This is a genomic window from Pseudomonas sp. ASL4, from assembly GCF_056680395.1.
This window is the reverse complement of sequence record NZ_CM155280.1, coordinates 789,073-801,532: the sequence shown is the minus strand read 5'-3', so window position 1 is coordinate 801,532 and position 12,460 is coordinate 789,073. Positions and strand designations below refer to the sequence as shown.

The window sequence follows — 12,460 nt, the reverse complement described above, 5'->3', positions numbered from 1 at the left end:
TGGCGCCGTAAGCTCCCGGTTTAGAGCCTTCACTCGCGGCGGACTCAAACTTCGTCTTTGAGCTTGAGCAAAGGCTCCTGAAACCGCAGCAAACGCCCGGCGTTGCCCAACACCAGCAAGGTGCTCAGGTTGTGCAGCAACGCCGCAATCATCGCTCCCGCCGCACCCAGCCAACCGAAAGCTGCGAAGGCGACAATCGCCAAGGTCCAACCCAGGCCGATGATCACGTTCACTTGCAGCGTTTGCCGGCACTGGCGACTCAACCGTACACAGGTACCGAGCCGACGCAGGTCGCTGCCGATCAGCACAATGTCTGCCGAAGCCAGCGCGATATCCGCGCCGCCGGCGCCCATGGCCACACCGACAACACCGGCCTTCAGTGCCAGGGAATCGTTGATGCCGTCACCGACCACCATCGGCCGGAAGCCACTGCCGATTTCCGTCAGTACACGATTGAGTTTGTCCTCGGGCAACGCCTGAGCTTCGACATCGCTGATACCGACATCCCGAGCCAGTGTATGCGCGACACTTTGTCGATCGCCCGTGAGCAACAACTGCCGACCCAAGCCAAGCTCGCGCAACTCGTTCAAGGCAAAGCGTGCTTCAGGTTTGACCGTGTCCGCCAGCAACAGCCAGGCGAGGAATTCACCGTCAAGCGCCAGCCCAGCAATCGGCCCGTCGTGTTCCGGAACGGCCGAAGTGTCGATGCCCAACTGCGCAAACAACTCCGGACGACCGAGTGCTGCCTCGCCCTGCTCCGTCATTGCCACCACGCCCAGCCCTTGGCGTTCGTGAATGTCCGAGAGCAGCAGGAAATGCTCCTGAGTGACCAGGCTGGCCAACGCACGGCTGACCGGGTGACTGCTCGCCGAACCAAGACTGGCGGCGAGTTTCAGCACGTGGCTGCGATCCTCCAACGGGCTATCGATGGATTGCAGACGCAAGGTGCCAAAGGTCAGCGTCCCGGTCTTGTCCACGACCAGTGACGTCAGGTCCGCCAGCTCTTCGAGGAACGCCGAGCTGCGAATCAGAATCCCGTGACGCGCCGCTACTGCTACGCCGGCAATCGCCGTGGCCGGTGCCGACAGCACCAGCGCACACGGGCAAGCCGCCACCAACACCGCCAACATTGCCTGGGCATCGTTGGTGACAAACCAGGTCACTGCCGCCAGCAGCAACACCAACACCATATAGCTGCCAGCGTAACGTTCCAGCAAACGGGTGATTGGTGGTTTGGAACGCTCGGCGCTTTGCATCAGCGCGATCACTTTACCGAGGGTCGACTCGTTGCCAGTGCGGGTCACTTCAATGCGCAGCAAGCCATCGAGGTTGATCGCACCGCCGAATACCGCCATGCCGACCACCGCTTCCAACGGCACCGACTCGCCGGTGATTGATGCGGTGTCGAGACTCGCCTGACCGGACAACACCCGACCATCCGCCGGTACTCGATCCCCGGCGCGCACCTCCACAATGTCACCAGCCTTGAGCGTGCCGTTGTCGACTTCGACAATGGCGCCGTCCGCCTGAAGCTTGCGCGCATGGCTGCGGGTCAATTTGCCGAGGGCGTGAATCGCTTCCTGGGAACCGATCACACTGCGCTCTTCCAGCACATGGCCGAAGATCATGATGATCGGCAGCAACGCTGCCGTGAGCAAATCACCGGTGGCCCAGGCACCGAGCATGGCCAGGGCGATCAGTTGATCGGTGATCCCGTGCAGGCTCGGGTAGCGCAAGCTGTACCAGGCCGAACGCATCACCGGCACAGCGACCAGTACCGAGGCGAATCCCAGCAGCAATTGACTGACACCGGTCTGCTCCGGAGAGAACCAGCGCCAGATCAGACCCAACCCGAGCAAGCCGAGGGCGAGCATCGCCAAGGTCAGTTGGCGCGCAGCGCTGCGTTGCTCAGCCGAGGACAACATGCTCGGTGCGGCGGCGGCGTGGGCAGTCATTGTGCAGCTCCCTGAATGATCAGGCGGGAATCGTCTTTCGGATCGACCGTGGTCACCGAGCCAGCCTGACCGAGAATCTTCGGCATCCGCTCACGGTAAATGCGCAGCAACATTTGCGGGTCAGTGCCCTGCTGTTGCGCCTTGGCCAGGCTCAGTACCGTCGCGGTATCCGCCGAGGCTTTGGCCAGTCGCTCGCTCGCTTGGGCATGCGCCACTTGCAGGGCACGGTCGGCTTGTTCGTTGGCGGTCTGAGTGAGTTTCTCGGCTTCGGTACGTGCGTTGGCTACTGCTTTGTCGGCTTGCTGACTGGCGGTCAGCACGGCGTTGAAGGCGTTTACTGCCGGGCCGGGCAGACTCGATTGCACGTCGACGCGAGCAACTTCAATACCGATTCCCTGCCCCGTCGCCGTCAGTTCGGCGAGGCGTTGGTTGATGCCTTGCACCAGATCACCGCGCAAGCGTTCACGACGTTCGGCAGCCTTGTTATCGGCGCCGATCAGTTCGGGACGTGCAACCAGAATGGTGTCCAGATCGCGCGCGGCGGTGAGCGCCACGGCGCTGCGAGTAACCAAGCGATCGAGTGCCGGCAGCACATGTTCGCCCTGAAGGACGAAGGCGTACGGCTCGGTGACTTTGTAAAACACCCGCACATCCAGTTGCACCACGCCGGCATCACCGGTCAGCAGATAACCGGAGCCCGCCAGTGCATCACTGAGCGGAGTGGCAAACGTGGCGACGCGATCAGCCTGCAGCGCCACATCGCTGCGCAACAGATTTTCCACTCGACGCTCGATGACCCGATCCGCCGCCGGCAACAAAATCACCTGCTCAAACGGACGCGGCCACGCCAACAACAGACCGGCATTCTGGACGCGACTCAGGGCTCCAAAGTGTAAAACCACGGCACGATTCTGCGGGTCGATCTGCCGCACATTGGAGAACGCCCAGGCCAAAGCGGCCAGCACTGTCACCGCGTACAGCGCCAGAAAAGCCAGACGCCCGGCCTGAATCCAAGGGCTGCTTAACTCATTTGTTCCACGTGGAACCAAATTCATGGCTGCGACCCGGACTTGTTATCGAGGCTCGGCGGACCGTCAACCAACACCCGGAATGGTGCTGCGTCGGTGCGCAAAATCAGTTTGGTGCCCGGCGAAACGATAGTGCCCAAGGTGTCGAGTGAGCGCAGCAGATTGTAGAGCTGCGGCGATCCAGCGTAGGCGCGGCCGTAAATCTGCGCAGCTTCAACGCGCGATTGCGCTTCGATGTCAGCAGCCTTCACCGTGGCATCGGCCTGCACAATTCGCGCATCACGTTCGGCGGCGGAACGGATTTGCGCGGCTTCGCGTTTGCCTATCGCAGTACGTTCGGTGGCGATTGTTTCACGCTCGGCGCGCATACGATCGACCGTAGCGGTCAGTGTCACAGACGGCAGCGTCAGTCGTTCAATGCCGACTTGCAGCACTCGCACGCCGTAAGTGGTCAGCAACTGTTGATCAATCTGCTGACGCAACTGCGCTTCGAACTCGGCAATGTGCACCTGGTTGGCGTCAGTGTTGACCAGGTTCGCCAGATCAAAACTGCTGGCCGTGGTTTCCAGTGCCGAGCCAACAAAGGTGCGAATCTGCCGCGCCGCTTCATCGGGCTGGTTCTGCACCGCGCGCATGAAGCGCTGCACATTGTCCGGATCGCCCTGTACCTGCCACGCCACATAAGCCTGAACAATGATGCGCAAACCATCCCGGGTGCCGACATCCTGCAAACCGCTGGACGTTGTGCGCAAGCGCAAGTCCACGGGGATTGCCGCCTCGAACGGTGCCGGCCAACGCCAGCTCAGCCCCGGCTCAAGCAACACCCGCGAGGGGTTGCCGAAACGGGTAATCACCGTGGCCTCCCCCGAACGCACTTGCACCAGGCTCGCTGCTGCGATGGCAAACGCCACCAGCAACGCCGCCCAACCCATGCGCCGCCACGGGAATGGACCGGCCTCCTGCGGATCACCGTGGTGATGATGGTGATGTCCGTGATGATGCCCGCCATGGCCGTGATCGTGGCCAGTGTGGTCATCGTGATCGTGAGTATGCGACTGGCTCAATGGGAGGCTCCTGGCTGAGCGGTATTACGCGCCGGCGCAGGGTCAGCCGGCAGCGTGAATGTACGGAGGTCGATGGTCGGCGCGTTGCTGCTGCCGCCCAGGCGATGATCGAGAACCAACAACTTGGCGTTGGCCAGGCCCTGGGTCAGTTGGCTGAAGTATTGCTCCAGCACAAAAGCCTGGCCGGCGCTGGCGAAGGCTTTGCGTTCGGCACTGAACCGAAGGTCGGAAGCCTGCGCCGCCGCATTGATTTCACGGGCGCTTGCAGTGGCTTGATCGCGAGCAATGCTGGCCTGCAACTGCGCCTGGTTGGTCGCCTCCGCTGCCGCACCGCGTTCACGAGAGATCAACGCTTGAGCGCCAATCTGCGCCGCTTGCACCGCGTGATAAGCATTGGCAGCACCGGCCGGCGGATGAATCGCTTCAACCACCGTGGCGAGAATTTCCACGCCGCTGTCGAGTTTTTTCAGGTCTGCCTGCACGGCACGGCCGATCTCTTCGCCCAGCCCTACCCGGTCTTCACCGAGCAAACCGTCGAGGGTACGCGAAGCAAAGTCGTGCACCAGAATTCGGCTGGCGGTGCTGCGAATCAGCGTCGGCACATCAGCGCTGTTGTAAGTCGCGGCCAACGCGTCTTTATCGGTCAGGCCAATGCGATAGACGAAACGCACGTCCATGTTGACGATCTGGAAGCTCTGCTTGTCGGCACGGCTGCTGGCAATGACTTGGGATTTGTCATTCACATGGCTGGCGTCCCACAAGCGATTGGCAATCGCCGGGGCCGGGCCTTCCGCGGGCTCAGCCACCACCGGTGCCGATGCTTCACCGACGCTGGTGGCCAACTCGTGGACCACGCCGTTCTCGACGCTCAACACTCGGCCCAGCGGCCAGGGCAAACCGGCGTGCAAACCTGGGCCGAAGACTTCCACCGGTTTGCCGAAACGTTCGTAGATACCGCGCCCTTGCAGCGCAATTTCGTGAATACCGGTGAGTGACCAACCGACAATCGCCACCACCGCCAACACCGGAAAAAACGCCCGGCGCATGTAAGTGAAGGCCCAGATTTGCCGCAGGTCGATGCCGAAGCGGTTGTGCAATTCGTGCTGCAACGCCAGCAACGGTTGTGGCGGCCAACGCAGCATGTCAGCGACAAAGCTTCGCGCCAGCAACGATGGTTCAAGTTGTTCACGCTGCGGACTGAACAGCGACAGCACCGCACGCAGCAACAATTCAACGGCCACCAGCCCCGGCAGCAAGCCGATCAGCACCGCCAGACGGACCGGCCAAACCGAGGTGTCATTGCCGAACAGCAGACACAACGCGCTCAGCACCAAACAGATAATCGCCACACGTGTCAGCTGCGCCAACGACCCTGCTTCCGGCCATTCGGCGAGGTTTTCCTGGGCCAGTTGACGTTCCAGCACCAACAGACCAAAAGCCAGCAACAGTGACAGCGCAGCGCCGACACTGGCCGACACTCCCAGAGCAGCAGGCGTCAGCGCCAGGTTCCAGAACTGTTCGATGCTGAACAACGCCAGCAGCGCCCAACCGGCCAGCCACAAAGTCGGCGCACCGATCTGCACCAGCATGTGCTGCCAGCGCTGCCCGAGCCGATCCAGCAAGCGTTCGTACCAACCCGCCGGCGCAACGGTTTCGTCGGCGTCGACCACCACTGGCACTGACACGCTCGGATTCATCGCCTGCGCACGCCATTCGGTCACCCACCAGGCCGATTGCAGACCGGCAATGAGTACCAGCAAACCGGCGCTCTGATTGACCAGCAGCGCCGCCCACAGTGACTGCGGCGCAAACAGCCCGGTGAAAAACGCCAGTAACAGCCCCACGCCAGCCAAGACACTCAGGCCGATTGCATATTGACGCAATCGTCGCCCGTGAAAGAGCGCCTGCTGAAAGCGCGGCAGCCCGGCTACTTGCGTTCCATCGACATCAAGATCGACTTGCATACCACCCCAGTGTTTATCGTTGCTAACGTCAAAACCCGACACAATTCGTTACCATATAACGAAAGTGGTGAAATTTCCGTACTAAATCGTTCTATCTAAAAGTGCTCGACCTGTCATTTACCTGAAGCCTTGACCTAAATACGTTGGAACGCACATATTACGTCCGTAATTTTTATCAACGGCTACGTTTACCCATCCGGCCCCTTTTACTCCAGGAGTACAAGCATGAGCACCTATGACGTCGTGATTCTGGGCGGTGGCCCGGGCGGTTACAACGCAGCGATCCGCGCCGGCCAACTCGGCCTCAAAGCCGCTTGCGTCGAAGGCCGCGCCACCCTCGGCGGCACCTGCCTGAACGTCGGTTGCATGCCGTCCAAGGCCCTGCTGCATGCTTCCGAACTCTACGACGCAGCCATGGGTGCGGAGTTCGCCAACCTGGGGATCGAGGTCAAACCGACGCTTAATCTCGCCCAGATGATGAAACAGAAGGACGAAAGCGTTACCGGGCTGACCAAAGGCATCGAGTTTCTGTTTCGCAAAAACAAAGTCGACTGGATCAAGGGCTGGGGCCATATCGACGGGCCCGGCAAGGTCACCGTGACTGACAGCCAGGGCGCCAAGACCGAGCTGACGGCCAAAGACATCATCATCGCCACCGGCTCCGAGCCCACTCCCCTGCCCGGCGTGGACATCGATAACAAGCGCATCCTCGATTCAACCGGTGCGTTGTCCCTGACCGAAGTGCCGAAACACTTGGTGGTGATCGGCGCCGGAGTAATCGGTCTGGAATTGGGATCGGTCTGGCGGCGGCTGGGCGCTCAAGTGACCGTGGTCGAGTTTCTCGACCGGATCTGCCCCGGCGTCGATGGCGAGGCCGGTAAAACCCTGCAACGTTCATTGACCAAGCAAGGCATCAGCTTCAAGTTGAGTTCGAAAGTCACCAGCGCCACCACCTCGGCCAACGGCGTGCAGCTCAGCGTTGAGCCCGCCGCTGGTGGCACCGCAGAATTGCTTGAAGCCGATTACGTGCTGGTGGCCATCGGGCGCCGGCCTTACACCCAAGGCCTGGGCCTGGAAACCGTTGGCCTCGCTACCGACAAACGCGGCATGCTCGCCAACAAGGGTCACCGCACCGAAGCCGCTGGCGTCTGGGTAATCGGCGACGTCACGTCCGGGCCGATGCTCGCCCACAAGGCCGAAGACGAAGCCATGGCCTGCATCGAGCAGATCGTCGGCAAGGCCGGCGAGGTCAATTACGACCTGATCCCCAATGTGATCTACACCCGACCAGAGCTGGCCAGCGTCGGCAAGACCGAAGAACAGCTCAAGGCCGAGGGTCGTGCGTACAAGGTCGGCAAGTTCCCGTTCACCGCCAACAGCCGGGCGAAAATCAACCACGAGACCGAAGGCTTCGCCAAAGTGCTGGCCGATGAGCGCACCGACGAAATCCTTGGCGTGCATCTGGTGGGCCCGAGCGTCAGTGAAATGATCGGTGAATATTGCGTGGCCATGGAGTTCAGCGCCTCGGCCGAGGACATCGCCCTGACCTGCCACCCGCACCCGACCCGTTCAGAAGCGTTGCGCCAGGCGGCGATGAATGTGGAGGGGATGGCGACGCAGATGTAAATCAAAGATCAAAAGATCGCACCTGTAGGCGCTGCCGAAGGCTGCGATCTTTTGATCTTTATAAACTGGGCAAATGCTCAAGCGGCAACGCCCCCGGCGTCTTCACCGTATGAATCGCAAAGTTGCTGCGAATATCACTTACCCCCGGCAACTTCAGCAGGCGCCCGGTGAGAAACCGGTCGTAGGCACGCAGATCCGGCACCACCACTTGCAGCAGAAAATCCGATTCCCCGGACACCAGAAACGCCGAAATCACCTCGGGCAACGCCGTCACCGCCTCGCGAAAGGCCTCGGCCTGTTCATCGTTGTGGCGTTCAACCTTGACCCCGACAAACACCGTCAGCCCCAGCCCCACTTCGTCACGATCAAGGTTGGCCTGATAACCGCGAATCACCCCCGCCTCTTCGAGCATCCGCACCCGGCGCAAACACGGAGACGCCGACAGACCAATCTCATCGGCCAGTTGCACATTGCTCAGTCGACCGTCCCGTTGCAGGGCGGCGAGAATCTTGCGGTCGTAGGCATCCAGTTTCATGGTTTGGCAGATCCTGATGGTGTGTACGTCATGACGTGGCAGGTTATGCCAATTCAGAAGGTTATAGAAGCGAACTACGCAAGCACCTGCCCTGCCCTCCAGCCCTAGACTGACCCTACCAAATCGACAACGAATGGGGTGCAACGTGGCAGGACTCTGGCTGTTTTTCATGGCGTTGGCGGTTGTGTATCTGCTGCCCGGCCCGGACATGATTCTGCTGCTGCAAACCGGTGCTCGTCAGGGCAAAGGCGCGGCGCTGGCCACGGCGATAGGCCTGGGCATTGCCCGCGGTTGTCATGTGGCCTTGGCGGCGCTGGGGCTGGCGGCGCTGTTCAAGGCTGCGCCCTGGACCTTCGATGTGGTGCGCCTGGTCGGCGCTGCGTACTTGCTGTGGATCGGCATTCAATGCCTGCGCACCACCCTGCTGCCGAGCTTGAATGGGGCAAACGCTGGCGGCGAAAAACCGCGCTGGCGCGACTCGATCCAACGCGGTTTGCTGACCAACCTGCTCAACCCCAAGGCACTGTTGTTCTGCTCGGTATTGCTGCCGCAGTTCATCAATCCTCAGGCAGGGCCGGTGCTCGCGCAGTTCGCCACCCTTGGTGTGTTACTGGTGGTCGCCGGTTTACTGTTCGACAGCGCCTACGCGCTGACTGGCGCGGCGCTGGGCCGTTGGCTGCAACGCAGTCCCTCGGCCCAACGCGTGCAGCAATGGTTGTTCGGAAGCCTGTTGATCGGCTTCGCGCTAAGGCTGACCTTCGTTCAACAGGCTTGAACCTTACTGCGCTTTGCGGCGACGGCGATTGATCAACAGCAACGCCGCCGCCACGACCACCACCAAACCACCAATCTGCACCGGTTTCTTGTAAGGCCGCAGGGTTGAGCGCACGGAATCAGTGGCCTGGGTCACGTAGCGTTTGCTGGCGTTTTGAAAGTCCGGATAAGGGCACTGATGGCCAAAGTCTCCGGCCCAGGTCACGTAAGGGCCTTCCTTGACGTAGCGTTGATAGAACGCGCTTTGCTCCTCAAGGCTGGAATTCCACCCCGAAGCCGCACACAACACAGCCGCAAAGGCCTGACTGGTGTGAGGTAAATTGTCGGCGGCGCGACTGGCCAGTGCCGTGGCGACGAATCGATAGTGGAAGCGCACATTTGGCTGAGCAGCGCTGGCCTGTTGGCGCTGGACTTCACCCTCGGCCACCAGCGGTCCGACTTTCAGTTCCGTGGTCTCCAGGCTGAAGTTGCCGTCGAACAACGAGGCGTAATCAGGAGACATCTCATAGCCCAGTATCTCCATCCCCCACTGACGAGCCAAGGCGCCGGCGTTGAACAAAGCGGCGGCGCGAGTAGTTGGCCACCAAGCAGCGTCGGCCGCGTGACGTAACTGTGCGTAGGCCTTGGCCTTGCTCTGCAGATCGACGTTGTCGAAATACCCTGGCGCCTCGTCGTACCGCTCTTCACGCAACAACCGCCGTCCGAGCAAATCCCGCAGCTTCGCAGCTACCGGCAGTTGCACATAATTGTCGCGCTCCTGTTGAGTCAGCGGCGGCACTGCCGGCACTTGGGTGTCGACATAATGCTTGAGTTCATCGACGGTCAGCACCCGCTCGGCGACCGTGGCCGCGTCGAGCCAATACACACCTTGACTGCGATAGAGCTGATCGAACGCTTGCAGGTAATCGCCGCGTTGCAGGGCGAGGATCGCGCTTTCACCCTCGACCCGGCAATTGGGCTTAACCGTTTCGAAATCCCAGTCCGGGGTCCGCCGTTCGCCCCAGGACTCGTTCTGCGGGAACGCCTGGGCCGCTTTCGCATAAGCATCCGCAGCGGCGGCTTTATCGCCTTCGCGCAGCGCCAGTTTGGCTCGTACCCACCAGGCCAGACCGCCGTCGCCGGCGTGTTCAAGAAAGGCCTTGGCGCTGGCGTAATCACCCTGTTGATAATTCATCGCCGCCAATCGATCCGCGTTATCCAGGCTGCCGCGGGTGCTGTTTTGCAGCAACTGGATCAGCTTTTTCTCGCTCGGCGGTTGATCACCGAATGACCAACCAACGCGACTGATCAACGATGCAGTGACCAATTGCTGCACCGATTTACCCTGAAGCAACACGGCCAACTGATCGTCAGACAGCGCCATCAGCTCGCTCATCAATTGTTTGAGCGAGGAATAACCCACCGTAGAACCAAGCAGGTTTTGCGTGGCGTAAAGCTCGATAGCGCGATTCCAGTCGCCCGCAGTGCGAACCACTCGCGCTTCTTCGCCGAGGCTGGCGACGCCCAGTTCCAGCGGATCGCTGAAGCCATCGGCACTTAACTGACGAGCCTGTTCGAAGGCCGTCTGAGCCTGGGCCAACAGGCCCGGCCCGGCGCCCGCCTCGGCGCTCATTTCATACAGCGCCCGGCCCAACGAATACGCTGCCCAAGTGCTGCGCAACGGTCGTTGATCGGCCGGTAACGCCAGGACTTTCTGGAAGTATTCAGCAGCGAGCGGATGGTCTCCCGCGCTAAACGCCACGGCACCCGCCAGGTACAGCCGCAGATCAACCGGCAGGCTCGCACCTTGCGTTTCTACCTCATGAGCATCGGTCAGCGTGCGCAGTTGCTTGACCAGCGCTTGCTGCTCAACGGTCAACCCGGCCTGCTCAGCCTTGTCCCGTTGATCGGTGTAGGAAGGCGCATCGCCGTAACCGTCGCCCGGGCTGTTGGTGGCAGCGGTGGCATTCTTCAGCCCGGCGATGGCCTGCCCAAGGCGACTGACCTCGAAGCGGAAGCTGCCTTCCGGCAGCGCAGAGAGCGACTGGTCGCGGTTATCCAGCAAACGCATCGGGAAGTCCGGCCCACAGGCCAGCGCCGAACCCAGCGGCAAACCGAGGCTCAGGCAGAGCAGATGGCGGGGCCAGTTACGGGTGAACATTCGAACCTCCTTGATCAATTTTTGCGCAGCGTGCCCAACCGATGGCGCGCTGTCCGCCGGCCGCAATTCGACCGTCGCGCAAGCGGGTGAAGGTAAGCAGATCCGGGCTCTGTTGCAACGCATAACCGGCCAGCGCATCAGCGCCATCACAGCCTTGCACCGCCAGCGTCAGGCGTTCGGGCCAGTCGCTGTCGAGATTGCCCTGGTTGCTGATGGCGATGTCATAGAGGCCGTTTTCTGCGGATAGTTTCAGGCTCAGGCGACTGTTCAACGCATCACCGCGGGCCACGGCGCCCAGTGTCGTCAGGCTCCAGGCGCGGCGATCACCGGCCAGTGGCAGACGGAACCAGATCAGGCCGGCCAGATGGGCCGGCGGATCCTGACGCAACTCAGTCGCCAATGTGCTCAATTGCAGCGGATCGGCCAGCAATTCCCGGCGTTTGCCACCCCGCTCGATGGGGACTTCGCTTTCGACGACCGGTGCACCACTGGCGTCGGGCAACAGCGCCACGCCATACGCCGGGAGTGCCAGATAGAACGGCTTAGCCGTGATGCGGCTCCAGGCCTTGGCCCACTGTTTGGCTTGATCCACGTCGAACAACCCTCGACGCGGGTCACTGACCGCATGCACCTGCAACACGCTGCTGTCGACCGTCGCCAACAGCTCGGGCAATTCAGCACTGTCGAGCCAGGCCGGCAGCGCGGTGATGCTCAGCGGCAAAGATGCCGGCAGCGTGGCGCGCAGTTGCGTGAGGAACCCCCGATAGGCTGGCAGCCGAGCGTTGCCGGCATCGTGGTCGATTTCCACGCCGGCCAAGGTCAGGCCTTGGGTTTGCCAATCGCCGAGCACTTGCTGGATCTGGGTAATGACCTCGTCCTGATCCAGCGCCTTGAGCTGACCATCCAGACGAATCACCGCAATCAGCGGTCGGCCATCGTGCTTGAGCAACCCCGGATCAATCCGCGCCCGGCGCCAGCCTTCCTGCGGGAATGCCTGCAACGCCAGCACCCGCAAGGTCGAGAAATCGGCACGGCTATCGCGCAACGCAGCCTCATGGGCCGGGGTCCATTGCCGTTGCCAGACGTAGAGTTGTTGATCGAGTGGTGGTGCGTCGTGATGCTCGCAGCCGTTGAGCACCAACGCGGCAAGCAATACCGATAGACGAATAACGAACGACATCACATCCCTGATCCCTACAAAAACAGGTCTACAGGGTACACAAAACCTGTGGCGAGGGAGCTTGCTCCCGCTGGGCTGTGAAGCAGCCCCAAAACCAGCCACCACATTAATTCAGACAGATCGAGTTCTCAGCACTAGCGACTGCTTCGCAGCCGAGCGGGAGCAAGCTCCCTCGCCACAAAAGCCACCACCAC

9 protein-coding genes are annotated in these 12,460 nt (G+C 61.4%); 2 read left to right on the top strand and 7 right to left on the bottom strand.

The window, feature by feature from the left end:
• Positions 1-44: 44 nt before the first annotated feature.
• From AC1MEW_RS03455 to hflK (AC1MEW_RS03440), 4 genes are read right to left on the bottom strand one after another with little or no spacing between them, the layout of a single operon-like run.
• Positions 45-1,955, bottom strand: a complete 1,911-nt coding sequence (locus tag AC1MEW_RS03455) for a heavy metal translocating P-type ATPase (RefSeq protein ID WP_480425414.1) — start codon at positions 1,953-1,955, stop codon at positions 45-47.
• On the bottom strand, positions 1,952-3,010 hold the full coding sequence (gene hflK, locus AC1MEW_RS03450; RefSeq protein WP_201199178.1) for a protease modulator HflK: 1,059 nt from the start codon (positions 3,008-3,010) through the stop codon (positions 1,952-1,954). The genes AC1MEW_RS03455 and hflK (AC1MEW_RS03450) overlap by 4 nt, the downstream gene beginning before the upstream one ends.
• Positions 3,007-4,047 (bottom strand): protease modulator HflC, encoded by a 1,041-nt coding sequence (hflC, locus tag AC1MEW_RS03445; RefSeq protein ID WP_201199180.1) that lies wholly within the window; start codon positions 4,045-4,047, stop codon positions 3,007-3,009. Before hflC ends, hflK (AC1MEW_RS03450) begins: the two co-directional genes overlap by 4 nt.
• A complete protein-coding gene (hflK, locus tag AC1MEW_RS03440; protein WP_201255032.1) occupies positions 4,044-6,011 on the bottom strand; it encodes a protease modulator HflK in 1,968 nt (655 codons plus the stop codon). The genes hflC and hflK (AC1MEW_RS03440) overlap by 4 nt, the downstream gene beginning before the upstream one ends.
• A 225-nt stretch (positions 6,012-6,236) precedes the next feature.
• Here hflK (AC1MEW_RS03440) and lpdA point away from each other — a divergent pair, with 225 nt between their 5' ends.
• Positions 6,237-7,637, top strand: coding sequence for a dihydrolipoyl dehydrogenase (lpdA, locus tag AC1MEW_RS03435; protein ID WP_480425413.1), 1,401 nt, complete (start codon positions 6,237-6,239; stop codon positions 7,635-7,637).
• A 58-nt stretch (positions 7,638-7,695) separates the two neighbouring features.
• Here the strand turns inward: lpdA and AC1MEW_RS03430 are convergent, their stop codons facing one another.
• Entirely contained in the window at positions 7,696-8,172 is a 477-nt protein-coding gene (locus AC1MEW_RS03430) for an Lrp/AsnC family transcriptional regulator (RefSeq protein ID WP_201199186.1), read from the bottom strand.
• A 145-nt stretch (positions 8,173-8,317) separates the two neighbouring features.
• On the opposite strand from AC1MEW_RS03430, the gene AC1MEW_RS03425 reads away from it, so the two are divergent.
• Positions 8,318-8,947, top strand: a complete 630-nt coding sequence (locus AC1MEW_RS03425; protein ID WP_480425412.1) for a LysE family translocator — start codon at positions 8,318-8,320, stop codon at positions 8,945-8,947.
• 3 nt (positions 8,948-8,950) lie between these two features.
• Here the strand turns inward: AC1MEW_RS03425 and AC1MEW_RS03420 are convergent, their stop codons facing one another.
• Positions 8,951-11,086 carry a hypothetical protein gene (locus AC1MEW_RS03420; RefSeq protein ID WP_480425411.1) on the bottom strand — a complete coding sequence of 712 codons (2,136 nt, stop codon included), beginning with the start codon at positions 11,084-11,086 and terminating at the stop codon, positions 8,951-8,953.
• Entirely contained in the window at positions 11,073-12,266 is a 1,194-nt protein-coding gene (locus AC1MEW_RS03415) for a DUF3142 domain-containing protein (RefSeq protein WP_480425410.1), read from the bottom strand. Before AC1MEW_RS03415 ends, AC1MEW_RS03420 begins: the two co-directional genes overlap by 14 nt.
• Positions 12,267-12,460 lie beyond the last annotated feature (194 nt).

Excerpts from the sequence above, each read along its gene's own strand:
- AC1MEW_RS03455 (WP_480425414.1), bottom strand. The coding sequence starts at position 1,955 with ATGACTGCCCACGCCGCCGCCGCACCGAGCATGTTGTCCTCGGCTGAG.
- AC1MEW_RS03415 (WP_480425410.1), bottom strand. The coding sequence starts at position 12,266 with ATGTCGTTCGTTATTCGTCTATCGGTATTGCTTGCCGCGTTGGTGCTC.
- AC1MEW_RS03430 (WP_201199186.1), bottom strand. The coding sequence starts at position 8,172 with ATGAAACTGGATGCCTACGACCGCAAGATTCTCGCCGCCCTGCAACGG.
- lpdA (WP_480425413.1), top strand. The coding sequence starts at position 6,237 with ATGAGCACCTATGACGTCGTGATTCTGGGCGGTGGCCCGGGCGGTTAC.
- hflK (WP_201255032.1), bottom strand. The coding sequence starts at position 6,011 with ATGCAAGTCGATCTTGATGTCGATGGAACGCAAGTAGCCGGGCTGCCG.
- AC1MEW_RS03420 (WP_480425411.1), bottom strand. The coding sequence starts at position 11,086 with ATGTTCACCCGTAACTGGCCCCGCCATCTGCTCTGCCTGAGCCTCGGT.
- hflK (WP_201199178.1), bottom strand. The coding sequence starts at position 3,010 with ATGAATTTGGTTCCACGTGGAACAAATGAGTTAAGCAGCCCTTGGATT.